General features: G+C 70.4%; 20 protein-coding genes. 12 read left to right on the forward strand and 8 right to left on the reverse strand.

What is annotated here, in order from left to right; all coding sequences use genetic code 11:
• The first annotated feature begins 58 nt into the window (after nt 1-58).
• From ACZ4RZ_RS25780 to ACZ4RZ_RS25795, 4 genes are all read left to right on the forward strand, one after another.
• Complete coding sequence (locus ACZ4RZ_RS25780; protein ID WP_467747951.1) at nt 59-1,609, forward strand: flavin-containing monooxygenase; 1,551 nt, start codon at nt 59-61, stop codon at nt 1,607-1,609.
• Nucleotides 1,606-2,544, forward strand: a complete 939-nt coding sequence (locus ACZ4RZ_RS25785) for an alpha/beta fold hydrolase (protein ID WP_467747953.1) — start codon at nt 1,606-1,608, stop codon at nt 2,542-2,544. Before ACZ4RZ_RS25780 ends, ACZ4RZ_RS25785 begins: the two co-directional genes overlap by 4 nt.
• The gene (locus ACZ4RZ_RS25790; protein ID WP_467747954.1) at nt 2,541-3,425 is read left to right on the forward strand and encodes an SDR family oxidoreductase; all 885 of its coding nucleotides are present in this window, start codon (nt 2,541-2,543) and stop codon (nt 3,423-3,425) included. The genes ACZ4RZ_RS25785 and ACZ4RZ_RS25790 overlap by 4 nt, the downstream gene beginning before the upstream one ends.
• Before the next feature lie 115 nt (nt 3,426-3,540).
• Nucleotides 3,541-3,750: a hypothetical protein gene (locus ACZ4RZ_RS25795; protein ID WP_467747956.1), complete on the forward strand. Its 210-nt coding sequence runs from the start codon at nt 3,541-3,543 to the stop codon at nt 3,748-3,750.
• Nucleotides 3,751-3,877: 127 nt separating this feature from the next.
• On the opposite strand, the gene ACZ4RZ_RS25800 is transcribed toward ACZ4RZ_RS25795, so the two are convergent.
• Nucleotides 3,878-7,177, reverse strand: coding sequence for a S41 family peptidase (locus ACZ4RZ_RS25800; RefSeq protein WP_467748231.1), 3,300 nt, complete (start codon nt 7,175-7,177; stop codon nt 3,878-3,880).
• Between the two features lie 300 nt (nt 7,178-7,477).
• Here ACZ4RZ_RS25800 and ACZ4RZ_RS25805 point away from each other — a divergent pair, with 300 nt between their 5' ends.
• Both ACZ4RZ_RS25805 and ACZ4RZ_RS25810 read left to right on the forward strand, forming a co-directional pair.
• Nucleotides 7,478-8,068, forward strand: a complete 591-nt coding sequence (locus ACZ4RZ_RS25805) for a TetR/AcrR family transcriptional regulator (protein ID WP_467747958.1) — start codon at nt 7,478-7,480, stop codon at nt 8,066-8,068.
• Between the two features lie 141 nt (nt 8,069-8,209).
• Nucleotides 8,210-10,426 (forward strand): MMPL family transporter, encoded by a 2,217-nt coding sequence (locus tag ACZ4RZ_RS25810; RefSeq protein WP_467747960.1) that lies wholly within the window; start codon nt 8,210-8,212, stop codon nt 10,424-10,426.
• A 132-nt stretch (nt 10,427-10,558) separates the two neighbouring features.
• Here ACZ4RZ_RS25810 and ACZ4RZ_RS25815 read toward each other — a convergent pair whose 3' ends face one another.
• Nucleotides 10,559-10,957 (reverse strand): SsgA family sporulation/cell division regulator, encoded by a 399-nt coding sequence (locus ACZ4RZ_RS25815; RefSeq protein ID WP_467747962.1) that lies wholly within the window; start codon nt 10,955-10,957, stop codon nt 10,559-10,561.
• Nucleotides 10,958-11,141: 184 nt separating this feature from the next.
• On the opposite strand from ACZ4RZ_RS25815, the gene ACZ4RZ_RS25820 reads away from it, so the two are divergent.
• The 6 genes from ACZ4RZ_RS25820 (at nt 11,142) to ACZ4RZ_RS25845 (ending at nt 16,135) form a co-directional block, all read left to right on the forward strand.
• A complete protein-coding gene (locus ACZ4RZ_RS25820) occupies nt 11,142-12,191 on the forward strand; it encodes an energy-coupling factor ABC transporter permease (RefSeq protein WP_467747963.1) in 1,050 nt (349 codons plus the stop codon).
• 1 nt (nt 12,192) lies between these two features.
• Entirely contained in the window at nt 12,193-12,954 is a 762-nt protein-coding gene (gene cbiQ / locus ACZ4RZ_RS25825) for a cobalt ECF transporter T component CbiQ (RefSeq protein WP_467747965.1), read from the forward strand.
• Nucleotides 12,930-13,700 carry an energy-coupling factor ABC transporter ATP-binding protein gene (locus tag ACZ4RZ_RS25830; protein ID WP_467747967.1) on the forward strand — a complete coding sequence of 257 codons (771 nt, stop codon included), beginning with the start codon at nt 12,930-12,932 and terminating at the stop codon, nt 13,698-13,700. Before cbiQ ends, ACZ4RZ_RS25830 begins: the two co-directional genes overlap by 25 nt.
• A 164-nt stretch (nt 13,701-13,864) precedes the next feature.
• The gene (locus ACZ4RZ_RS25835) at nt 13,865-14,299 is read left to right on the forward strand and encodes a MarR family winged helix-turn-helix transcriptional regulator (RefSeq protein ID WP_467748233.1); all 435 of its coding nucleotides are present in this window, start codon (nt 13,865-13,867) and stop codon (nt 14,297-14,299) included.
• 203 nt (nt 14,300-14,502) lie between these two features.
• Nucleotides 14,503-14,907, forward strand: a complete 405-nt coding sequence (locus tag ACZ4RZ_RS25840) for an organic hydroperoxide resistance protein (protein ID WP_467748235.1) — start codon at nt 14,503-14,505, stop codon at nt 14,905-14,907.
• Nucleotides 14,908-14,974: 67 nt separating this feature from the next.
• Nucleotides 14,975-16,135, forward strand: a complete 1,161-nt coding sequence (locus ACZ4RZ_RS25845) for a serine hydrolase domain-containing protein (protein ID WP_467747969.1) — start codon at nt 14,975-14,977, stop codon at nt 16,133-16,135.
• A gap of 177 nt (nt 16,136-16,312) precedes the next feature.
• Here ACZ4RZ_RS25845 and ACZ4RZ_RS25850 read toward each other — a convergent pair whose 3' ends face one another.
• The 6 genes from ACZ4RZ_RS25850 to ACZ4RZ_RS25875 form a co-directional block, all read right to left on the reverse strand.
• Nucleotides 16,313-17,158, reverse strand: coding sequence for an EamA family transporter (locus ACZ4RZ_RS25850; protein WP_467747970.1), 846 nt, complete (start codon nt 17,156-17,158; stop codon nt 16,313-16,315).
• Complete coding sequence (locus ACZ4RZ_RS25855) at nt 17,155-17,685, reverse strand: YbaK/EbsC family protein (protein ID WP_467747972.1); 531 nt, start codon at nt 17,683-17,685, stop codon at nt 17,155-17,157. Before ACZ4RZ_RS25855 ends, ACZ4RZ_RS25850 begins: the two co-directional genes overlap by 4 nt.
• A gap of 69 nt (nt 17,686-17,754) precedes the next feature.
• Nucleotides 17,755-18,549, reverse strand: coding sequence for a DUF4253 domain-containing protein (locus ACZ4RZ_RS25860; RefSeq protein WP_467747973.1), 795 nt, complete (start codon nt 18,547-18,549; stop codon nt 17,755-17,757).
• 103 nt (nt 18,550-18,652) lie between these two features.
• Nucleotides 18,653-20,323, reverse strand: coding sequence for a penicillin-binding transpeptidase domain-containing protein (locus ACZ4RZ_RS25865; protein ID WP_467747975.1), 1,671 nt, complete (start codon nt 20,321-20,323; stop codon nt 18,653-18,655).
• 102 nt (nt 20,324-20,425) lie between these two features.
• Nucleotides 20,426-22,063 (reverse strand): penicillin-binding transpeptidase domain-containing protein, encoded by a 1,638-nt coding sequence (locus tag ACZ4RZ_RS25870; RefSeq protein ID WP_467747977.1) that lies wholly within the window; start codon nt 22,061-22,063, stop codon nt 20,426-20,428.
• 116 nt (nt 22,064-22,179) lie between these two features.
• Entirely contained in the window at nt 22,180-23,919 is a 1,740-nt protein-coding gene (locus ACZ4RZ_RS25875; protein ID WP_467747979.1) for a dolichyl-phosphate-mannose--protein mannosyltransferase, read from the reverse strand.
• Nucleotides 23,920-23,959 lie beyond the last annotated feature (40 nt).

The following is a 23,959-nucleotide window of genomic DNA, read 5'->3' on the forward strand; positions in this document are numbered from 1 at the left end:
ACTCTCCCCATTGCGCCAGTGTTCACTGGCAGGGTCGTGCGGCTAGGGAGGCGTCGGGATGACCGAGCACGAGCATGTACGAGTGGCGGTGATCGGGACCGGGTTCGGCGGTCTGGGAGCCGCCGTGCGGCTGCGCCGCGAAGGGGTCACCGACTTCGTCGTCCTGGAGCGAGGCGACAGCGTGGGCGGCACCTGGCGGGACAACAGCTACCCCGGGTGCGCCTGCGACGTACCGTCCCACCTGTACTCGTTCTCGTTCGCGCCCAACCCCGACTGGCCGCGCACCTTCTCCGGGCAGGAGCACATCCGCGCGTACCTGGAGCATGTGGCGGACGTCTTCCGGCTGCGGTCGCATCTGCGCTTCGACACCGAAGTGAAGATGATGACCTGGGACGCGGAGAAGCTGCGCTGGGGGATCGAGACCAGTAGCGGGTTCCTCACGGCGGATGTCGTCGTCTCCGCCACCGGGCCGCTCTCCGACCCCAAGGTCCCGGACGTCCCGGGGATCGACACCTTCCCCGGCAAGGTCTTCCACTCGGCCCGCTGGGACCACGACTACGACCTGCGCGGCAAGCGCGTCGCCATGATCGGCACGGGGGCGTCGGCCATCCAGATCGTGCCGTCCATCCAGCCGGAGGTCGCCAGGCTCACCCTCTTCCAGCGCACTCCGCCGTGGGTGATGCCGCGCGTCGACCGGGCCATCAGTGGCGCCGAGCGCTGGATCCATCGCCAACTGCCTTTCACCACGCAGGCCCGGCGCGGACTCCTGTGGGGCATCCGGGAGTTGCAGGTCCAGGCGTTCACCAAGCGGCCCAACGAGCTCGGCATGGTGGAGCAGCTGGCCAAGCGGAACATCGCCCGCGCCGTCAAGGATCCGGAGCTTCGCAAGAAGCTGACCCCCGACTACCGGATCGGCTGCAAGCGGATCCTGCTGTCCAACACGTACTACCCGGCGCTCACGCAGCCGAATGTGGACGTGGTGGCCTCCGGGCTCGCCAAGATCGACGGCTCCACCCTCGTCGCCGCCGACGGCAGCACCGCCGAGGTCGACGCGATCGTCTTCGGCACGGGCTTCCACGTCACCGACATGCCGATCGCGGAACGGGTCGTCGGGGCGGAGGGCGAGACGCTCGCCGAGGTGTGGCGGACGGGTATGAAGTCGCTGCGCGGGGCGACCGCGGCCGGCTTCCCCAACTGGATGACGATCATCGGGCCCAACACCGGCCTCGGGAACTCGTCGATGATCCTGATGATCGAGTCCCAGCTGAACTACATGGCCGACTTCGTACGGCAGTTGGACGTGCTCGGAGGGCGTGCGGCCCTCGACGCGCGCCCCGCCGCCGTGGACGCCTGGAACCACAAGGTCCAGGAGCGCATGAAGCGCACGGTGTGGAACACCGGTGGCTGCACCAGCTGGTACCTCGACGCCAACGGCGTGAACACCACCATCTGGCCGGGCACGACGAGCGAGTTCCGAACGGCCACCCGGCGCGTGGACCTGGGGGAGTACGAGGTCGTGCGGGCGCCGAAGGCACCGGCCGATGGCACATCCCCCGCCAAGTCCCCGACCAAGTCCCGTACCAAGAAGAGGGTGGAGGCCGAAGCATGAGCCGACTGATGCATGTGGCGCACGGGGCGTACGCGCCGCCCGCGCCCGCGCGCGAGCTGACCGCCGTCTCCGCCGACGGCGCGCGACTGCACGTCGAGGTGCACGGGCCCGAGAACGCGCCCGCGGTCGTCCTCGCGCACGGCTGGACCTGCTCGACCGCCTTCTGGGCGGCGCAGATACGGGACCTCGCCGCCGACCACCGGGTCATCGCGTACGACCAGCGCGGGCACGGGCGCAGCCCGGCGAGCGCCACGTGCGGCACCGAGGCGCTCGCCGACGACCTGGAGGCCGTGCTCGCGGCCACGCTCGCGCCCGGCGAGAAGGCCGTGCTCGTGGGGCACTCCATGGGCGGCATGACGCTCATGGCCGCCTCGGCCCGGGCGCGCTTCCGGGAGCACGCGGCGGCCGCGCTGCTGTGCAGCACGGGGAGCTCGCGGTTGGTCGCGGAGGCGCGCGTGGTGCCGATGCGCGCTGGGCGGCTGCGGACCCGTATCACCAAGTCCGTCCTTGGATCGCGCGCACCGCTCGGGCCGGTCACGCCGCTCGCCAGGCGGATCCTCAAGTACGCGACGATGGGCCCCGGTTCGTCGCCGGGCATGGTCGAGGCGTGCGCGCGGATCGTGCACGCCTGTCCGCGCAAGGTGCGGTACGCGTGGTCGGTCGTGCTCGAACTGCTCGATCTCGACGACGGCGTACGAGAGTTGCGGGTGCCGACGGCGGTCGTCGCCGGGACGGCGGACCGGTTGACGCCGGTCGTGCACGCGCGCGCCCTGGTCGCCACGCTGCCGAACTGCGTCGGGATCACCGAGTTGCCGGGGCTCGGACACATGACACCGGTGGAGGCGCCCGAGCTGGTGACCTCGCGCATACGCGAACTCGTCACCACATACGCCTCGGGGGCACCGGAAGCCGTAGAGATCAAGGAGGGCGCATGAGCAGGGTGAGCCTGGAAGGACAGGTCGCGGTCGTCACGGGCGCGGCGCGGGGCGTCGGTGAACTCCTCGCCCGCAAGCTCTCCGCGCGCGGCGCCAAGGTCGCGCTCGTCGGCCTGGAGGCGGACGCGCTCAAGCAGGTCTCGGAACGGCTGCACAGCGACAGTGACCACTGGTACGCCGACGTCACCGACCACGAGGCGATGGCGCGGGTCGCCGAGGAGATCAAGCAGCGGTTCGGGAAGGTCGACATCGTCGTCGCCAACGCGGGCGTGGCCAGCGGCGGGCCTTTCGTGGACTCCGATCCGGTCGCCTGGCGGCGCGTCATCGAGGTCAATCTGATCGGGTCGGCGGTCACGGCGCGGGCGTTCCTGCCCGTGCTGATGGAGAGCCGGGGGTATCTGCTGCAGATCGCCTCGCTCGCCGCCATCACTCCGGCGCCGATGATGACCGCGTACTGCGCGTCCAAGTCGGGCGTGGAGGCGTACGCGCACAGCCTGCGCGCCGAGGTCGGCTACAAGGGCGTGCGCGTCGGGGTCGGGTATCTCTCGTGGACCGACACGGACATGGTGCGGGGCGCCGACCAGGACGAGGTGATGCGCGAACTGCGGCAGCGGCTGCCGTGGCCGTCCAACAAGACGTATCCGCTGGGTCCCGCGGTCGACCGGATCGTCGCCGGGATCGAGCGGCGGTCGAGTCATGTCTACGCGCAGTGGTGGCTGCGGGGGATGCAGGGCGTGCGCGGATATCTGCCCGGGATCATCGGGGCGGTCGGGCAGCGCGAGATGCGGCGGTTCGAGCCGCGGCTCGCGAGCGTGCGTACGGGGCTGGTCGGGGCCGGCGGGGCCGCCGACGAGCAGCAGCGGCAGGGCACTTCACCTTGAGTCATGCGGCGCGGCTCACCGTGAGTCACTGATCGAAATGCGTGCTTTGTCCCCTCGTGTAAGTCTGGTCGAGGCCCAATCCCCTCACCCACTATGGGAGTGAAACCTCATGGGCATGAAGGACCAGTACCAGGACAAGGCCGAGCAGATGAAGCAGGCCAAGAAGAAGATGGGCGACGCCAAGGAAGGGACGCGGGAGCGTTCCTCCCAGAACCAGCGCTCGCAGAACCAGCCTTCGAAGAACCAGCCTTCGCAGAACCAGCGTGAGGACGAGCGCATTCAGCGCGAGGCCCAGGACCGCTTCGACCAGGACTACGACGTCTGATCGTTGCGCCTGGCTGCGCCGGCTTTACCCGGGATGGGGTGCCCTCTTGACGGAGGGCACCCCATTCTTGCGTTGCGTTGGCTGCCGCCGGCCCGGGTGCCCTGCGCTGCAGGCTGTGCGCCAACGGCTAGTCCGTCGGCCGCGGCGGGAGTTTCGGTCTCGTTCTGTCCGGGACCTGTGAGTAGTCCGGTGGGGATGCCGCCGGGTTGGTCTTCAGGAGGTCGAGCGCCAGTTGGATGGCGTCGTCGAGTTGGGCGTGGCGGCCCTCGGCCCAGTCGAGGGGGGTGCGGAGGATCTCCAGGTCCGGGATGACGCCACGGTTTTCGATGGACCAGCCGTACGCGTCGAACCAGGCCGCGTTCATGGGGACCGTGATCACCGTGCCGTCGCCGAGGCGGTGGCGGCCGGTCATGCCGACGACGCCGCCCCAGGTGCGCTGGCCGATCACCGGGCCCAGCTTCAACAGCTTGAACGCCGCCGTGATCATGTCGCCGTCCGACGAGGTCGCCTCGTCCGCCAGGGCGACCACAGGACCCCGCGGCGCGTTCGACGCGTACGACACCGGCTGGGCGTTGCGTGTCAGGTCCCAGCCCAGGATCCTGCGCGTCAGCTTTTCGATGACGAGCTCGCTGATGTGGCCGCCCGCGTTGCCGCGTACGTCGACGATCAGGGCGGGCCGGGACACCTCCATGCGCAGGTCGCGGTTGAACTGGGCCCAGCCCGAGCCGCCCATGTCGGGGATGTGCAGATACCCGCACATGCCGTGGCTCAACTCCCTTACCACTTCGCGACGTTTGGCCACCCAGTCCTGGTAGCGAAGGGGCCGCTCGTCGATCAGGGGCACCACCGCGACACGGCGTGACCGGCCCTCGCCCTCCGCCGGGGTGAAGGTCAGCTCCACCGTCGTACCGCCCGCGCCGGCCAGTAGGGGATACGGGCCCGTCACAGGGTTCACGGGACGGCCGTCGACGTGGGTGAGCACCGCACCCTCGCGGATCCCCGTACCGGCCAGCGGAGAGCGGGCCTTGGAGTCGGACGAATCGCCGGGGAGGATCCGCTTGAGCATCCAACCGCCGTCCCGGCGGACGAAGTTGGCGCCCAGGAGGCCCTGCAGGCGCTGGTAGTGGGGCGGCCCCTCGTTGCGGCGGGCGGCGGAGACGTACGCGTGGGACGTGCCCAGTTCGCCCAGCACCTCGCGCAGCAGGTCCGCGAACTCGTCCGGTGACGCGACCCGCTCGACCAGGGGACGGTACTGCGCGAGCACTGCGTCCCAGTCGATGCCGCACATGTGGGGTTCCCAGAAGTAGTCCCGGATGATGCGGCCCGCCTCCGCGTAGGCCTGGCGCCATTCGGCGGGCGGGTCCACTGTGTGCAGGATGCGGCGCAGGTCGATCCAGACCGTGGTGTCGCCGTCGCCGGACTCGGTGGACGGGACGGCGCGCAGATCGCCCTCGTCCACGACGACCAGCCGGGTGCCGTCGCCGCTCACCGCGAACCAGTCCAGATGCTCGACGAGTTCGGACTTCTTCGCCTTGCCGAGGTTGAAGTATTCGAGGGTCGGGCGGCCCGACAGGTCGGCCGGGTTCACGAAGGTCTCGCCCAGCGCGCCCGAGATCGGCCAGCGCAGCCAGACCAGGCCGCCGCCCGCGACCGGGTGCAGCGCCGAGTACTTGGAGGCGGTGACCGGGAAGGGGGTCACCCGGCTCTCCAGGCCTTCGAGTTCGACGGTCGCCATGCCGCTGTCGCCCGCCTCGTCCTCGATCGGGTCCAGGCCCCCGGCGACCGGACGCCCCTCGGGGTTCAGCGCGAAGGGGGAGGGTGTAGCCGAGGACAGCGGCACCAGATAGGGCCTGCAGCCGAGCGGGAAGGAAAGGTCCCCGGTGTGCACGTCGTACACCGGGTCGAAGCCGCGCCAGGAAAGGAAGGCCAGATAGCGGCCGTCCCGGGTGAACACAGGGTTCTCGTCCTCGAAGCGCCCGTTGGTGACGTCGACGATCAGGCGGTCCTTTATCCGCGCCATCTTGATCTGGCGCAGGGAGCGGCCGATGCCTGGGTGCGACCACGCCAGCCATGCCCCGTCCGGTGAGAAGGCCAGATCCCTCACCGGCCCGTTGATGGACCGAATGAGTTCCGTGACCTCGCCTCCCCCAGACTCCGTCCGGGAGGTGCCCCCAGACTCCTCGCTCGCGTCGAGCAGCAGCAGCCGTCCGTCGTTCGAGGCGATCGCGAGGCGCTCGCCCGGCGGGTCCGACACCAGCTCCTGTACGCGGCCCAGCTCCCCGGAGGCAAGCCGGCGCGGCACGCGGTCGCCGGTGGCGCGCGGCAGGAAGGCGATCTCGACGGCGTCCTCGCCCTCGGCGTCCGTGACGTAGGCGACCTGACCGCCCGAGCCGAGCATCTCGGGGAGCCGGACCCGTACGCCTGGGGTGTCCGTGATCGTGCGGGCGGGGCCGTCGCGGTGGGTGAGCCAGTACAGGCTGCCGCGTACGACGACGGCGCTGGCGCGGCCCGTCTCGTCCACGGAGATGCCGTCGACGTTCTGGGTGGCCGGCACCTGGTACGTACGGCGTCCCGCGCGCGGCCCGCCCAGGCGGATGTCGAGGCGGCGCGGGATCGACTCCGGGGACAGGTCGTCGACGATCCACAGGTCGCCCGCGCACTGGTAGACGACCCGGGTGCCGTCGCTGGAGGCGTGCCGGGCGTAGAAGGCGTCGTGGTCGGTGTGCCGGCGCAGGTCGGAGCCGTCGTACGCGCACGAGTAGAGGTTCCCGATGCCCTCGTGGTCGGAGAGGAAGGCGATGCGGTCGCGGACGAACATGGGGCAGGCGAGGTGGCCCTCGAGGCCGGCGAGCAGCTGCTGACCGTGCATCCAGAGCCGGCCCATCGCGCCGCCCCGGTACCGCTTCCAGGCGGCCGGCTCGTGCGGCGGGGTGCCGGTGAGCAGCAGGGTCTTGCGCTCGCCGTCGATGTCGGCGGTGGCGATGTGCGAGACCGGGCCCCAGGGCATCTTGCCGCCCGGGTCGCCGTTGGTGGGGACCTTGTAGGCCCAGGTGAAGTACGAGAAGGGCTCGCCGTGCGAGGCGACAGCGAGGATGTCGCCGTCGGGGGACCAGCCGCAGACCTGGGTGTCCGCGCTGCCCCAGTAGGTGAGCCGCTTGGCGGGACCGCCGGCCACCGGCGCCAGATGGATCTCCGGGACGAAGCTGCGCCAGCTCGTGTACGCGATGTGGCGGCCGTCGGGGGAGAAGCGGGGGTGGCCGACCTTGGTGCGGTCCACGGTGACCCGCCAGGCGCGGCCGGGCCCGTCGAGGGGGGCCAGCCACAGGTCGTCCTCTGCCGCGAAGCACAGCAGATCGCCGCTGAGGTGCGGGAAGCGCAGGTATCCGGGTGCGTGCTCCGTGCCGGTCGCGTTCTCGTCGGTGATCACGGTCTCTTCGGTGATCGTCAGCCCGTTGGTGGTCACGTTCTCGTCGGTGATCGCCGGCCCGTCGGTGGTCGCGTGCTCTTCGGTGGTCGCCTGCTCGTGCTCGTCGCTCACCTACCCATGCTTTTCCGCTCGGCGGGCCCCGGCAACTCGTAAGGACGTACCCGTGACCCAGAACACGTACGAAACGGTTTCGTTTCGTTGACTCTCGGGGTATCTTCAGAGTCGTACGCAAGAGACGTACGAAACCGTGTCGTTCGGAGCCCTGCCGCTCCGGGCGCGGAGCAGGAGAGGGTGAGTGCGATGGCTGAGACCGCAACGGTGCGACGCAGTCGGATCACGCCGGAGCGCGAGGCCGAGTTGTACGCGGCCGTGCTCGACCTGCTCCGGGAGGTCGGCTACGACGCGCTGACCATGGATGCCGTCGCCGCGCGCACCAAGTCCAGCAAGGCCACCCTCTACCGCCAGTGGGGCGGCAAGGCCGAGCTGGTCGTCAGGGCGATGCGGCACAGCAAGCCGGGCCGCACCGCCGACGTCGACACGGGGTCCCTGCGGGACGACTTCCTCGCGCTGCTGGCGCGCGAGGACGACTGCGCCATGGAACAGAACTCCGCGCTGATGCGGGCCCTGGCCATGGCGGTGCACTCCAACCCCGATCTCCTCAAGGCCTTCCGTGAACTGCTCGTCGAGCCGGAGATCGTGGAGATGCGCAAGGTGCTCCAGCGCGCCGTCGAGCGGGGTGAGATCCGTCCGGACAACCCCGCGATGGACTACGTGCTGCACATGGTGATCGGCGGCTTCGCCGCCCGTACGTTCATCGACGATCTGCCACCGACGCAGGAGTTCCTCCGCAAGTACTTCGATGCCGTGGTCTTCCCCGCCCTCGGTGCCTGAATCTCCGCCAACTCACCTGTAAGACCCACCAGTTGCACCTGACGCGCGACCGCTCACGTCGTCGGGCTGATCCCCCCTGCCCCCACTCGGGTGATCACACCAGCCCCTGCCATCCCACGACCTGACCGGGAGAACGCCCTCGTGGCCACGTTCCTCTACAAAATCGGCCGACTCGCCTTCAGGCGACGGCACTTCGTCGCCCTGATCTGGGTGGCACTGCTGACGCTCGCGGGTGTCGGCGCCGCCTCCGCGCCCACCGCGGGAGCGTCCTCCTTCTCGATCCCCGGCACCGAGGCCCAGAAGGCCTTCGACCTGCTGGAGAGCCGCTTCCCCGGCATGAGCGCCGACGGAGCGACCGCGCGGGTCGTCTTCAAGGCGCCCAGCGGCGAGAAGATGTCGGACAAGGACAACAAGGCCACCGTCAAGAAGACCGTCAGGGCGCTCCGCGACGGCTCCGAAGTCACCTCCGTCACCGACCCGTTCAAGGCGAAGGCCGTGAGCAAGGACGGCTCGATCGCCTACGCGCAGGTGAAGTACACGGTCTCCGGCATGGAGTTGAAGGACTCCTCGAAGGACGCCCTGAAGGAGACCGCGCAGGAGGCCCGGGATGCCGGGCTGACCGTCGAGGTCGGCGGTGACGCCCTCCAGGCGACGCCCGAGACCGGATCCACCGAGGTCATCGGTATCGCGGTCGCCGCGGTCGTGCTCGTCATCACCTTCGGTTCGCTGATCGCGGCCGGGCTGCCGCTGCTGACCGCGCTGATCGGTGTCGGCATCGGCGTCTCCACCATCACCGCCCTCGCCAACGCGCTCGACCTCGGCACCACCACGTCGACGCTGGCGATGATGATCGGCCTCGCGGTCGGCATCGACTACGCGCTGTTCATCGTCTCCCGCTACCGGGCCGAGCTGGCCGAGGGCCGCGAACGCGAGGAGGCGGCCGGGCGGGCCGTCGGCACGGCGGGCTCCGCGGTGGTCTTCGCGGGTCTGACAGTCGTGATCGCGCTGGTCGGCCTGTCGGTCGTCAACATCCCGATGCTGACGAAGATGGGTGTCGCGGCGGCGGGCACGGTCGCCATCGCCGTACTCATCGCGCTGACCATGATTCCCGCGCTGCTCGGGTACGCGGGCCGCAAGGTGCAGCCCGCCGGCAAGAAGAGCAAGCTGCTCGGCGGCGGTCGCGCCGCCAAGAAGGAGAGCAAGCCCAATATGGGCACGCGCTGGGCGAGCTTCGTCGTGCGCCGTCCGCTCGCCGTCCTGCTGCTCGGTGTGGTGGGCCTGGGCGCTGCCGCGATCCCGGCGACCTCGCTGGAACTGGGTCTGCCCGACGACGGTTCGCAGCCGACGTCGACCACGCAGCGCCGCGCGTACGACCTGCTGTCCGAGGGCTTCGGGCCCGGCTTCAACGGCCCGCTGATGGTCGTGGTCGACGCGAAGTCCAGCGACGCCCCGAAGGCGGCGTTCACCAAGGTGAGCGACGAGATCAAGGACCTCAAGGGTGTCGTGACGGTGACCCCGCCGGCGCCCAACAAGGCCGGCGACACCGCGACGATCACGGTCATCCCGGACTCCAAGCCGTCCTCCGTCAAGACCGAGGACCTGGTGCACACCATCCGTGACGCGGGTGGCGAGATCAAGGCGGACACCGACGCCAACGTGCTGGTCACCGGCACCACCGCGATGAACATCGACTTCTCGCAGAAGCTCAACGACGCTCTGATCCCGTATCTCGCGCTGGTGGTGGGCCTCGCCTTCCTGCTCCTGATCGTGGTGTTCCGCTCGATCCTGGTCCCGCTGAAGGCGGCCCTCGGCTTCCTGCTCTCGGTGATGGCCGCGCTCGGCGCAGTCGTCGCGGTCTTCCAGTGGGGCTGGCTGTCCGGCCTCATGGGCGTCGAGGAGACCGGCCCGATCATGTCGATGATGCCGATCTTCATGGTGGGTGTCGTCTTCGGTCTCGCCATGGACTACGAGGTCTTCCTCGTGACCCGGATGCGCGAGGCGTACGTCCACGGGGAGAAGCCCAGTCAGGCCATCGTGACCGGCTTCAAGCACGGCGCGCGGGTGGTCACGGCGGCGGCCGTCATCATGATCGCGGTGTTCTCCGGCTTCATCGGCTCCAGCGAGTCGATGATCAAGATGATCGGCTTCGGCCTCGCGATCGCCGTCTTCTTCGACGCGTTCATCGTGCGCATGGCGATCGTCCCGGCCGTCCTGGCCCTGCTGGGCAAGAAGGCCTGGTGGCTGCCGAAGTGGCTGGACCGCGCGCTACCGAACGTCGACGTCGAGGGCGAGGGTCTGCGGGCACTCGACAAGAGGGCGACGGACGAGGACGACGACCGGGAACTGGCCCGGGTCTGAGCACGCCGCAACCGCAGTGAGGGCGCCCCCTGCGTGGGGCGCCCTCACCGGCGTCTGTCAGGCTTTCGTGGTCTGCGAACGATGCCGACCGACCCGCTCAGCCCCCGTGTCGAGCGGTACATGGCCGTCTCGCTAGGCGCGCCCGCGCGACGCCGTGCCGTGTCCGACCCGAGCGGGTGACCGGCCCGCTGTCGTCGCCGTATACGTACGGCGCAGGAAGCGCATCAGGACTTTCGAGTCGACCTGCACGACCGCCACCCCGTCCGCCGAGTGGAACTCCATGACGGCCTGCACCCGGCCGCACGGCCAGACGCGGACGTCGCCGCTGCTGACGGGGGCGCGCAGCCCCTGCTCCAGCAGCTCGCGGGCGAACACCCACTCATGGGGGCCGGGCAAGGTGATGTGCACCCGGCGGGGATCGTCCTCCGGGTCGTAACGTAGGGCCACCGGGACGGCGCGGTGTTCGTCGTCGAAGGTGTCGGCGGTGTCGGTGACGATATGGGCGCGTGCGTATTGTTCGACGGCGTACATGAACCGACTCCTTACGCTGCGTTAGCTGTGCGGAATCTGTGAATCCGTCACCATTCCAATGTCGCACATCTCACGGAAAACGCTTCCGGATCATTCGGTGCGATCCTCCAAGGCGCGCCCTCAGGGCTATTCATGGGCGACTCGCTCTTGCAAGTCGTTCGCAACAAGGCACTATCATCGAACGGTGCATGTGCCTGACGGATTCATCAACGCCCCGGTCTCCGCGGTCACCGGAGCAGTCGCCGCCGGTGCCATCGCCGTGAGCCTGCGCGGCGCACGCCGCGAACTCGACGAGCGAACCGCCCCGCTCGCCGGCCTGGTCGCCGCCTTCATCTTCGCCGTACAGATGCTGAACTTCCCGGTCGCCGCCGGGACCAGCGGACATCTGCTCGGCGGCGCCCTGGCCGCGATACTCGTCGGCCCCTGCACCGGCGTCCTCTGCGTTTCGGTGGTCCTGCTGATGCAGGGCATCCTCTTCGCGGACGGCGGCCTCACCGCGCTCGGTGTGAACATCACGGACATGGCGATCGTGACGACGGTCGTGTCGTACGCCGTCTTCCGCGGCCTGGTGAAGGTGCTTCCCCGCAAGCGGCGCTCCATCACCGTCGCGGCCTTCGTCTCCGCCCTGCTTTCCGTCCCGGCCGCCGCCGTCGCCTTCACCCTCATCTACGCGATCGGCGGCACCACCGACGTCGCGATCTCCAAGGTCGCCACCGCCATGATCGGCGTGCACGTCCTCATCGGCCTCGGTGAGGCCGCCATCACCGCACTCACCGTCGGCGCCGTCATCGCCGTACGACCCGATCTCGTGTACGGCGCGCGCGGCCTCCAGCAGCAGCTCAAGCTGCGTGTGAACGGGGAGCTGGTCGACGCCCCCACGACCGTCGCCCCCGTCGCCGCCCGCTCCTCGCACCGCAAGGTGTGGATCACCGGCCTCGTCACCTCTCTCGTCCTCGCCGGATTCGTCAGCTTCTACGCCTCCGCCAGCCCCGACGGCCTGGAGAAGGTCGCCAAGGACAAGGGCATCGACCAGAAGGCCGAGAAGCACGCCACGGAGGACTCCCCGCTCGCCGGTTACGGCGTCAAGGACATCTCCGACGCCCGGATCTCCGGCGGCCTCGCGGGCGTGATCGGCGTCGGCGTCACCGTCGTCGCGGGCAGCGGCGTCTTCTGGGCGATCCGCAGGCGCCGCAGCGCCGACGCGTCCGCCGTCTCCGTCCCCGAGGGCGTCTGACATGGGCGCGGGCCACGCCCACCGGCTCTACCGGCACGGGCACTCGCCCGTGCACGCCCTGCCGCCGCACACCAAACTCGCCGCGGCCTTCGCCTTCGTGGTCGTGGTCGTCTCCACCCCGCGCGAGGCGATGTGGGCGTTCGCGCTGTACGCCGCGCTGCTGGCGACGGTCGCGTACAAGGCCCGCGTACCGGCCGGATTCCTGCTCAAGCGGCTGCTGATCGAGATCCCGTTCGTCGCCTTCGCCGTGCTGATGCCGTTCGTGGCGGAGGGTGAGCGGGTGGACGTGCTGGGCATGTCGTTGAGCGTCAATGGCCTCTGGGGCGCCTGGAACGTGCTCGCCAAGGGAACGCTGGGCGTCGCCGCCTCCGTACTTCTGGCCTCCACCACGGAACTGCGCGAACTGCTCCTCGGCCTGCAGCGGTTGAAGCTTCCGCCGCTCCTCGTGCAGATCGCCTCCTTCATGATCCGGTACGGCGATGTCATCACGGACGAGATGCGGCGGATGCGGATCGCGCGGGAGTCGCGCGGCTTCGAGGCCCGTGGTGTGCGGCAGTGGGGGGTGCTCGCGAAGTCGGCGGGCGCGCTGTTCATCCGCTCCTACGAGCGCGGGGAGCGCGTGCATCTTGCCATGGTGAGCCGGGGGTACGCCGGTTCGATGCCGGTCATCGATGAGGTGACCGCGTCCCGGGCGCAGTGGTCGTACGCCCTCGCCCTCCCGTTCGCCGCCCTTGTCGTATGTCTGCTGGGATGGACGCTGTGACCCCCTCTCTGGAAGTGGCCGGACTGGCCTTCGCCTACCCAGACGGGCACCAGGCCCTCTTCGGCGTGGACTTCACCATCGGGCGTGGCGAGCGCGTCGCGCTGCTCGGCCCGAACGGCGCAGGCAAGACGACGCTCGTGCTGCACCTCAACGGCATCCTGAGCGGCGGTACCGGAACCGTGACGGTGGCCGGACTGCCGGTCGGCAAGCGGCACATGGCGGAGATCCGGCGCAAGGTCGGCATTGTCTTCCAGGACCCGGACGACCAGCTGTTCATGCCGACCGTCCGGGAGGACGTCGCCTTCGGCCCGGCCGCGGCGGGGATGCAGGGCGCCGAGCTGGAGCAGCGGGTCCGTACGGCGCTGGAGCGGGTCGGCATGGAGGCCTTCGCCGACCGTCCTCCGCACCACCTCTCCTTCGGCCAGCGGCGCCGGGTGGCCGTCGCGACCGTCCTCGCGATGGAGCCGGAGATCCTCGTCCTCGACGAGCCGTCCTCCAACCTGGACCCCGCCTCGCGGCGCGAACTCGCCGACATCCTGCGGTCGTTGGACGTCACCGTCCTCATGGTCACGCACGACCTGCCGTACGCCCTCGAACTGTGTCCCCGGTCGCTGGTCCTGAGCGAGGGCGTGATCGCGGCCGACGGGAAGACCGGCGAACTGCTCTCCGATGACGAGCTCATGCGCACGCACCGTCTGGAGCTCCCCTTCGGGTTCGACCCGCGCTCCGTGACCATGGGCGCGTGAACGATGGGCGCGTGAGCCCCGGCCACGTGAACAATGGCCACGTGAACAATGGGCACGTGACGAAACAAGAGGACGTCGGGTCCGCCGGGTCCACCGGGTCCGTCGGGTCCGTCGGGTCCGTCGGGTCCACCGGGTCCGCCGGGTCGGTCGGCTCGGCCAGGTCGCTGCTGCTCGACGAGCAGCTGTGCTTCGCGCTGTACGCCGCCCAGCGCGCCGTGACCGCCGCCTACCGCCCGCTGCTGGAGGAGCTCGGTCTCACCTACCCGCAGTACCTGGTCCTGCTGGTCCTCTGGGAGCGTGGCGAGACCACGGTCAAGGCGCTCGCGACCGCGCTGCACCTGGACTACGGCACGGTGTCGCCGCTGCTCAAGCGGCTGGAGTCGGCGGGTCTTGTGCGCCGTGAGCGCTCGGCGCACGACGAACGCTCCGTGCTGGTCGCGCTCACCGGGCGCGGCGAGATGCTCAGGGAGCGCGCGGAGGAGGTACCGCAGGCGCTGCTGACGGCGACGGGTGTGAGCGAGGCCGAGGTCGCGCGGCTCCGGGAGGAGCTGTGGCGCTTGGCGGAGCGCGCGGAGGGGGCGGCGGCGCGAGGGCGCTGACGCGCGCCCGTGGAACGCCCCTTGAGGGTTACCCACGGTTTCTACCCCCTGGTAATACGAGCCTCCATACCGGCGGGTACCTTGTGCACGATGTACTTGCACACCCGTGTGCTGTCTGCCGTGCTGCCCGCCGAGTTGTATGCCCTGGGGGAGGTCCCGCTGTGATCGACGGCACCGTTGTCGACACTCGTCCGACGAAGATCATGTACGTCGCCGAGGCCACCGCGCACGGCGGCCGGGACGGGTACGTCACCAGCCAGGACGGCCAGCTCGCAGTGAAGGTCGCGATGCCGCCCGCGCTCGGCGGGGACGGCAACGGCACCAACCCGGAGCAGCTGTTCGCGGCCGGCTACAGCGCCTGCTTCCACAACGCGCTGGTGCTGGTGGGCCGTCGCGCCGGGTTCGACCTCTCCGGCTCCACGGTCGCCGCGAAGGTCGGCATCGGCCCCAACAAGCAGCGCGGCTACGGCCTCGCGGTCGCCCTGAGCGTCTCGCTCCCCGTCGTCGACCAGGACGTCGCGACGAAGCTCGTGGACGCGGCCCACGAAGTCTGCCCGTACTCGAACGCCACCCGCGGCAACATCGAGGTCACGATCCTGCTGGGCTAGGAATCGAAGGCTGTACGTGTGTGTTGCACTCACTGTTGGCACAGGTGAGGCGACAGGGAGCGCGGGCGTGGACGTGAACGGCACAGTGGCCGAGGGCTTCGAGCCGGTCAGGGAAGCGTTCGTACGCAACTTCGAGGTGCTCGGAGACCGGGGCGCCGCCGTCACCGTGTACCGCGACGGGCACAAGGTCGTCGACCTGTGGGGCGGCACACGCGACGTCGACGGCACCGAGCCCTGGCAGCACGGCACCGCGCAGATCGTGCGCTCCGCGACCAAGGGCGTCGCCGCCGCCGTACTGCTGCTGCTCGCCCAGCGCGGGGAACTCGACCTGGACGCTCCGGTCGGCCAGTACTGGCCGCAGTACAAGGCGGCGGGCAAGGAACGGACCCTCGTCCGGCACGTGCTCGCGCACCGGGCCGGGGTGCCCGTTCTCGACCATCCGCTCACTCCGGCCCAGGCGGCGGATCCCGATCTCGCGGCCGCGGTGGTGGCCGCGCAGGCGCCGGTGTGGGAGCCGGGGGCGGATCACGGATATCACGCGCAGACGTACAGCTGGCTGACCGGTGAGCTGGTCCGGCGAGTGACCGGGCGCTCGATCGGCGCGTGGATCGCGGACGAGGTGGCCGGGCCGCTCGGGCTGGATCTGTGGGTCGGGCTGCCGGAGGCGGCGGCGGGGCGCGTGGGCAGGGTCGCGCAGGTCGAGGTCCCGTCGGCGCCGGGCGGCCTGAAGACCCGCCCCAAGCGGGCGGTCTCCGAGGCGTACGCGGATGCGTCGTCCCTCACCCGGCGCGCCTTCGCCGCGATCACTCCGCTGCCGGACGAGAACGATCCGGCGTACCGGGCGGCGGTTCTGCCCGCGTCCAACGGCATCGCCACGGCTGAGGGGCTGGCCCGGTTCTACGCCGCGCTGATCGGGGAGGTGGACGGCGTACGGCTGTTCACGCCGGCCACCGTGGAGCGGGCCCGCGCCGAACAGTCCGCAGGGCCCGACCGGGTCCTCGTCGTCAACACCCGCTTCGGCCTCGGCTACATGCTCCACGGCACCGCCTCGCCCCTGCTCTCCCCTGGCTCCTTCGGCCACCCCGGCCGGGGCGGCGCCCTCGGCTTCGCCGACCCCGACTCGGGCATCGCCTTCGGCTACGTCACGAACGGCTTCCGCAAGAGCGTGACGGCGGACCCACGGGCCCAGGCACTGGTACGGGCGGTACGTCTGTCCCTCGGGGGCTGAGCTCCTGCTTCGGGGCACCCTGGGTGGGGGTTGCCGTCGGGGGTGGTCGTGCAACCCGGCGCTGTACGGGGTGCCGCTGTGCCCACCCGTGCCGCCCCTGGCGGCACGCATGGCCACAGCTGCGACCGCTGTCACGGCACCCGGCGCCCCGGACGCCCTCTCGACCGTCCCAGCAACCTATCCCGCGTGCAGCATCAGCCCGATGCCCAGCACCAGGAGCCCCGCTGCCGCGATGCGGGGCGCTCCGAAGCGTTCCTTGAAGAAGATCGCGCCGATGGCCGCGCCGACGATGATCGAGGACTCCCGGAGGGCGGCGATCGGAGCGAGCTCGGCGCGGGTCTGGGCCCAGAGGACCAGACCGTACGCCGCGACGGAGAGCGCCGCCCCGAGGAAGCCGACGGCGGCGAACGGCCGCAACACGGATACGAGTTCACCGCGCCAGCGGTACACCGCGTACGCCGGGATCACCACACCCTCTACGGCCATCAGCCAGGCGATGTACCCGAGGGAGGACCCGGAGGCGCGCACGCCAAGACCGTCGACGACGGTGTACGCGGCGATCGACACCCCGGTCGCCAACGCGGCCCCGATCGCGGCCCAGTTGGGCCGCCGCCCGCGCAGTCCCCACAGCGCGACACCCGTCAGCCCCGCGCAGGACAGTGCGATGCCCGAGGCCGCCCACCCGTCGGGCACCTCGTGCGCGAAGACGGCCGCCAGTGCCGTGACGATCAGTGGAGCGGTCCCGCGGGCGATCGGGTACGCCTGCCCGAAGTCGCCGAGCCGGAAGGAGCGCATCAGCAGCACGTAGTACGCGACGTGGATCACGGCGGAGGCGATGAGGTACGGCCACGCCCCGGACGCCGGGAACGCCACGAACGGCACCATGACCAGACCGATCAGCATGCCGCCGCCCGCGATCAGCGTGAACCCGACCAGCTTGTCGCTGATGCGGTGCGCGATCGCGTTCCAGCTGGCGTGGGTGACCGCGGCGAGCAGCACCGCCGCGGTGACGACCGGCGTCACGCGGTCTGCTCGCGCACGTCCACCAGGGTGCCGCCGGCGTGGGCGATCAGGCTCTTGGGGTCCATCGGGAAGACGGTGTACGGCGTGCCCGCCGCGGCCCACACCGTGTCGTGGTCGAGCAGCGAACGGTCCGCCAGAACACGGGTCTTGGTGCGGTGCCCGAAGGGCGGTACGCCGCCGATCGCGTACCCCGTCGTCTCCCGCACCACGTCCGCCTTGGGCCGGGTCACCTTCTCGGCGCCCAGCTCCCGCCGTACGAGCTCCACGTCGACCCGCGACGCGCCGTCCATCAGCACCAGCACCGGCACCCCGTCCGCCGCGAAGATCAGCGACTTGCAGATCTGGCTCAGCTCGCAGCCGATCGCGGCGGCGGCCTCGGCCGCGGTGCGGGTCGCGTCCGGGAAGCGGCGGATGCGCCCGTTCACCTCGTCGAGCCCCAACTCCCGCAGGGCCTCGGCGAAACGGGGGTGGGCGGCGTTCGCGGCGGGGGACTGCTCCTCGGCGGCGTTCTCATCGGTGGCGGTCATGAACGGCACGCTAGCGGTCGGTGTACGAGGCACGCGACCGAGTTCTGCGCGGGTCCTCCCCGGGGTCGCCTAGTCCCACCAGAAGCGCCACAGCGGGGCGTCGACGAGGGATGCCGCGTACTGGGGGAAAGGGGTCGGGGGGTCGTTGACGATGTTGTCGGCCGTGGTCAGGAGGTGTTCGAGGGCGATGTGGCCGGCCTGCCGCTCGTCGCGCGGCGGACTCGCTACGGAGACGTACAGCGTCGACCCGACGGCGGCGAGGACTCGCGCCCCGAAGCGGTCCTCCCAGCTGCGCAGCAGGGCGCAGAGCAGGGGGAGGGGCGCCTCTGCGCGCCAGCCGATGACGGCGGGGATGTCGGCGCTCCGCGCGGCGGCGACGAGGCCGAGACCGGCTCCCGTCGCCATGTACGGGTCGTCGTCGACGAGGTGGGCGAAGGCAGCCCGGGCGGCCTCGTCCGGGTCGACGCCCGTGGAGGGGAGCGTGCTGGGGGCCAGCCCGGGCCATTGGTCGTACGGTGCGCCGGGGTCGTCCTCCCACGGCTCGACGTCCACGTCCTCGGGGCAGTCCATCGGTTCGGGCGGCGCGGCGAGCCATGCGAGTTGACGCCGCCGGTATGCGCGCCAGCCTTCCGCCAACTCGCCTTCCAGGTCGACGGCGTCTATCGCGGCGAGGTCGAGCGAACCGGGCCGGTCGTCGTCCGCGTAACAGAGGATCGGCAGCAGGCCGGTCGCGCCCTGCTGCCGCTGGTAGCGGGTCCACGAGGCCAAAGGGTCGTACGGGGGCTTGTCGGAGCGCCACATGACCGGGGAGCCGGCGGGCACGCAACGCCCGGCGGGCAGCCCCTCGGGAAGAGGGAACGTCATGCGCGGAGCGTAGAGCGCCCCACTGACATCGCCTCCGAACCGAAAGCAAGGCGCCCCCGACCGGACGACTGGCCACCGGACAAAGGCGCCCTCAACCGAACGGCTAGCTGCCGGCCTTCAGCAGCGCCGCAACGATCGGCCCCGCCGTGTCGCCCCCGTGCCCGCCCTGCTGCACGACGCCCGCCGCCGCCAAGTCGCCCTTCCACGCCGTGAACCAGCCGTTCGGCTTGTCCTGGCCGTCGACCTCGGCGGAGCCGGTCTTGGCACCGTAGTCGGGGCCGAGGCCGGACATGGCCTCGGCGGCGGTGCCGGCGGCGGCCGTGTACTGCATCACTTCGCGGAGCTGGGAGAGCGTGGACGCGGACAGGGTGCGGGACGCCGTGGCCAGCGTGCGGTGGTCCACCGTCGGAGACACCAGGTACGGCTGGTGGAAGGTACCCGCCTGGACCGTCGAGGCGACCGACGCCATGTTCAGCGGGTTCATGCGGACCCCGCCCTGGCCCATCAGCGACGCCGCCATCTGCGCGGCGCTCTGCACCGGCACCGAGCCGTCGAAGGACGGGACGCCGATCGCCCAGTTGTTCATGCTCAGCCCGAAGACCTGCTGGGCCTGCTTGGTCAGGTCGTCGTTCTCCAGTTCCTTCGCCTGGGTGATGAAGGCGGTGTTGCAGGACCGCGCGAAGCTTGCCTTGAACGTGCCGTCCTTGATCTCGAAGTCGTTGTCGTTGTGGAACTTCCAGCCGCCGTACGTCGCCGTCTTGGGGCACGGGTGCGGCTTGTCGGCCGAGGCCAGGCCCTTGTCGAAGAGCAGCGACGCCGTGATGACCTTCATCGTGGAACCGGGGGCGAGGGAGCCCTGGAGGGCGGTGTTGAAGCCGTGGCCGGTGTTCGCGACGGCGAGGATCTCGCCCGTCGAGGGGCGCATCACGACCACCGACGCCTTCGACTTCGCGGCCACCTTCTCCTCGGCGAGGGCCTGCAGGGTCGGGCTGAGCGTCGTCTTCACGGTCCCCGGGGTGCCCTCGCTGAGCGCCACCAGGGTCTTGTCGGGGGTCTTCTGGGCGCCCTTCTCCGCGGCCTTGCGGACCACGCGCAGCTCGATGCCCGCCTTGCCGCCGGCCGTCTTGCCGTACTTCTCGCGCAGCCCGTCGAGGACCGTGCCCAGGGAGGGGTACTTGGCGGTGGTCAGCTCCGCACCGTTTCGGTCCAGGGCCCTGATCGGGGGCGTGCCCGACTCGCCGGTGACCAGCCGGTCGCCGTCCTGGAGGTCCGGGTGGACGACGGACGGTTTCCAACCGACGAGCGGTACGCCGTCCTTGGCGCGTCGGACGACCGTCAGCTTCGAGTCGTAGGTCAGCGGCTTGCTCTTGCCCTTGTACGTGACGGTGGCCTTGACGGAGAACGGGACGGCGGCGCCCGACCGCTTGCCGCTGGTCAGCGTCACGCCGGTGATGTGGGCGTCCTTGGCGTAGCCGGTGAGCGCGGTCGTCGCGGCGGCCGAGTCGTCGGTGGCGGCGGCCGCCTTGGCGACGTCGCCGCTCTGCCAGGCGGTGAGGAAGGCGGCCGTCGTCGTGCGCACTTCGGTCGCCGACAAGGGGCCCGTCTTCACGGTCTTGTGGTCGCCCGTCGTCGACGTCCCGTCGTCGGCCGCCGCGCCGCCGTACAGGCTGTAGGCGCCGAACGCCCCGCCGGCGACGACCACGGCGATCACCCCGCCGAGCACGGCGGGCTGCTTAGTCTTCCGCCGCTCGGCGACGCGCCTTCTCTTGCCCACAGCTTTCAGTCCTCCGCTGTCCCCTGATACCCCCGTGCCGCACGCTGCTCAACCTGCTCAACGACAGCACCACCCTAGGGTCCCGCCCTGTTAGGGGTGACTTCAGCCACCAGTTCGTAGCACAGCTGCGACGATCGGACCGGCCGCGTCCCCTCCGTGGCCGCCCTCCTGGGTCATCGCGGCGGCCGCGATGTCATTGCGGTAACCGGTGAACCAGCTGTTGGACTTGGTCTGGCCGTCGACCTCGGCGGAGCCGGTCTTGGCGCCGAGGTCACCGCCGAGCCCGGCCATGACGCGCGCGGCGGTGCCGCTCGTCGCGGTGAGCCGCATCATCTGCTTGAGCTGCGCGACGGTGTTCACCGGCAGCCCCTTCGCCTGCGCCGGCACGCGGTCGTCGAGCTTGAGCGGCACGATGACCGGCTGACGGAACGTGCCGGTGATGGCGGTCGCCGTCACCGACGCCATGTTCAGCGGGCTCATCTGGACCTGGCCCTGACCGATCGCGTTCGCCGCGCGGTCCGAGCCGGCGGAGGCGGGGACGCTGCCGTCGAAGGACGGAATGCCGGTCTTCCAGTTGTCCTGGCCGAGGCCGAACCGCGTCTGCGCCTCGGTGGTGAGCGACTCGTCGGTGAGCGGCGCCTTGTCGCTGCCGTCGACGAGCTTCACGAAGGCCGTGTTGCAGGACCGCATGAAGCTGTTGGCGAGGCTGGCGTTCTCGTTGGCCGTCATGCCCGTGAGGTTGTGGAACGTCTGGCTCTGCCAGGTCGCGGTGTCCGGGCAGGGCGCAGGGCCGTTCATCGTGGTCACGCCGTTGTCGATGAACATCGCCGCGGTGATGATCTTCATCGTGGAACCGGGCGCGAGTTTGCCGAGGAACGCCGCGTTGAACCCGTCCTCGCGGTGGTTGGCGACCGCCAGCACCTCACCGGTGCTCGGCTTCACCGCCACGACGGACGACTCGGAGTACTGCGCGACCGCCTTCTCCGCCGCGGCCTGCGCGCTCGCGCTGAGCGTCGTACGGACCTTGCCCGGCTGCCCCTTGGCGAGGGTGACCAGGGTCGTGTCGCCGGTGTCCTCGCTCCCGTGCCGGATCGCCAGCTCGATACCGGGTGTGCCGCCCGCCGTGTCGCCGTACTTGTCGCGCAGCGCGTCAAGGATCGGCCCCAGGGACGGGTACTTCTCCTTCGTCAGGGCAACGTCGTTGCGGTCCACGGCCTCGATCGCCGGACTCGCCGACTCGCCCGTGACGAGCGTGTCCCCGTCCTTCAGCTCCGGATAGAGGACGGACGGCTTCCAGCCGACCAGCGCCTTCCCGGTGGTGTCCCCGCGCACGACGGTCAGTTCGGATTCGTACGAGAAGGGCTTGCTCTTCCCGTCGTAGGACACCGTCGCCTTCACCGAGAACGGCACGGTCGCGCCGGTCGGCGTGCCCGGCGTGATCCGCACGTCGGTGAGGTGCGCGTCGGTGCGGTAACCGGCGAGCATGGCTTCCGCGTTCGTCGCGTAGTTGGTGTACGACGCCGCCTTGGCCGCGTCGCCCTTCTCCCAGGCAGCGAAGAACGCGCGGGTGGTCTCCTTGACCTCCGCACTGCTCGGCGGCCCGGTCTTTGCCGCTCCGGGCCCGCCTGAGCCGCCGTCCCCGCTGATCGCGGTCACTACGTTGTACGCGCCGTACCCGGCGCCCCCCACCATCACGGCGAACACACTGCCGATGACGGCTGCCTTTGCCCCCTTGCGCATCGCGCGATCCCTCCCCGTTGACCCTCCCCCGAACTTCTGAACGCGTTCAGAAAAGTTGGTCTACACCGCACTGTATGCGGGGGGTGTGGTTCATGGGGCGGGAGTTCTCCGAATTGTTAGACCCAGGTATCCAGCCACATTCGTGAACGCCATTCATTGATGGGGATCGCGGTGCCGGTGTACAGGGGCCAGAAGTAGATGAAGTTCCACGCGATCAGCAGGACCAGGACGCCCGCGCCCGCCGCGCCGATGACGCGGCGGCGTTCGCCCGCGTTGGGTGGGCCGAGGATCGCGCCGATCATCATCGCGACGGCCAGGCACAGGAACGGGACGAAGACGACGGCGTAGAAGAAGAAGATCGTGCGCTCCTGGTACATGAACCAGGGGAGGTAACCGGCCGCGATGCCACAGGCGATGGCGCCCGCGCGCCAGTCGCGGCGGAACGCCCAGCGCCAGAGCACGTAGGCGATCGCGAAACAGGCCGCCCACCACAGGAGGGGGGTGCCGAGCGCCAGCACCTCACGGGCGCACTTGTCGCCCGCGTCGCTGGGGCAGCCGTCCTTGCCGGGCAGCGGGGACTCGTAGAAGTACGAGACCGGGCGGCCCAGGACGAGCCAGCTCCACGGGTTCGACTGGTAGGTGTGCGGGGACGAGAGACCGACGTGGAACTCGTACACCTCGTGCTCGTAGTGCCACAGACTGCGCAGCCAGTCGGGGAGGAAGGCGAAACTGCCGCCCTTGCCGTCCGTCACCGCCCAGTTGCGGAAGTAGCCGCCCTTGCCGTTGTCGGGGGAGAGGATCCAGCCGATCCAGGAGAAGAGATACACGGCCAGGGCGACCGGGACCGTCGCCAGGAACGTGATGCCCGTGTCGTGCTTGAGGGCCGCCAGGTACGGGCGGCGGGCGCCCGCGACCCGGCGCGAGGCCGCGTCCCACAGGACCGCCATCACACAGAACGCGGCGAGGATGTAGAGGCCGTTCCACTTGGTGCCGATGGCCAGGCCCAGCATCAGGCCGGCCCCCCAGCGCCAGGGGCGCCAGCCGAGGCGGGTCGTCTCGGCGGCGTGCGCGTCGGGACGTACGACTCCGTCCGCGTCGCCGGGCAGCGCCGCCGCGAGCCTCGCTCGCGCCTTGTCCCGGTCGACGAGCAGGCAGCCGAAGGCCGCGAGCACGAAGAACATCAGCACGCCGTCGAGCAGCGAGGTGCGGCTCATCACGAAGTGCAGGCCGTCCACCGCCATCAGCGCGCCCGCGAGGCAGCCGAGGAACGTCGAGCGGAACAGCCGGCGCCCGATCCGGCACAGCAGCAGCACCGACAGCGTGCCGAGCAGCGCCGTCATGAACCGCCAGCCGAACGGGTTGAACCCGAACATCCACTCGCCGAGCCCGATGACGTACTTGCCGACCGGCGGGTGCACCACATATGCGGCGTCGCTCGGGATCCGCACATGGCCATTGCCCTGCAGGATCAGATCGTTGGCGTCCTTCGCCCAGTTGACCTCGTATCCGCGGTGGATGAGGGCCCAGGCGTCCTTGGCGTAGTACGTCTCGTCGAATATCACCGCCTTCGGGCTGCCCAGGTTCCAGAACCGCAGCAGCCCGGCGAGCAGCGTCACCAGGAGCGGGCCGCCCCAGCCCGACCAGCGCGTGATGCGCTCGGCGACCTCGTGGCGCAGCCCGATCGTGGCCCAGAGGCGCGGGCTGGGCTCGGCGTACGGCGGCATGAGCCGGTCGCGGACATCGCTTCTGGGCGGCGTCGTGTATCCGAAGCGGCGCAGCCGCTGCTGCCACGACGGCCGCTGCTCTTCGGCGGCCTGGCCCTGCCGGGTGTCCGTGGAGGACGCGGTACTGGTCACCGCGCCATCGTAGGGAACACGTCTGTGGGAGTCCCGTGCC

The organism is Streptomyces sp. NPDC027189, assembly GCF_055566975.1.

Bases quoted from the DNA above. Each gene is read 5' to 3' on its own strand.
- ACZ4RZ_RS25780 (WP_467747951.1), top strand. From the start codon at position 59: ATGACCGAGCACGAGCATGTACGAGTGGCGGTGATCGGGACCGGGTTC.
- ACZ4RZ_RS25785 (WP_467747953.1), top strand. From the start codon at position 1,606: ATGAGCCGACTGATGCATGTGGCGCACGGGGCGTACGCGCCGCCCGCG.
- ACZ4RZ_RS25790 (WP_467747954.1), top strand. From the start codon at position 2,541: ATGAGCAGGGTGAGCCTGGAAGGACAGGTCGCGGTCGTCACGGGCGCG.
- ACZ4RZ_RS25795 (WP_467747956.1), top strand. From the start codon at position 3,541: ATGAAGGACCAGTACCAGGACAAGGCCGAGCAGATGAAGCAGGCCAAG.
- ACZ4RZ_RS25805 (WP_467747958.1), top strand. From the start codon at position 7,478: ATGGCTGAGACCGCAACGGTGCGACGCAGTCGGATCACGCCGGAGCGC.
- ACZ4RZ_RS25815 (WP_467747962.1), bottom strand. From the start codon at position 10,957: ATGTACGCCGTCGAACAATACGCACGCGCCCATATCGTCACCGACACC.
- cbiQ (WP_467747965.1), top strand. From the start codon at position 12,193: ATGGGCGCGGGCCACGCCCACCGGCTCTACCGGCACGGGCACTCGCCC.
- ACZ4RZ_RS25830 (WP_467747967.1), top strand. From the start codon at position 12,930: ATGTCTGCTGGGATGGACGCTGTGACCCCCTCTCTGGAAGTGGCCGGA.
- ACZ4RZ_RS25840 (WP_467748235.1), top strand. From the start codon at position 14,503: ATGTACGTCGCCGAGGCCACCGCGCACGGCGGCCGGGACGGGTACGTC.
- ACZ4RZ_RS25855 (WP_467747972.1), bottom strand. From the start codon at position 17,685: ATGACCGCCACCGATGAGAACGCCGCCGAGGAGCAGTCCCCCGCCGCG.
- ACZ4RZ_RS25860 (WP_467747973.1), bottom strand. From the start codon at position 18,549: ATGACGTTCCCTCTTCCCGAGGGGCTGCCCGCCGGGCGTTGCGTGCCC.
- ACZ4RZ_RS25870 (WP_467747977.1), bottom strand. From the start codon at position 22,063: ATGCGCAAGGGGGCAAAGGCAGCCGTCATCGGCAGTGTGTTCGCCGTG.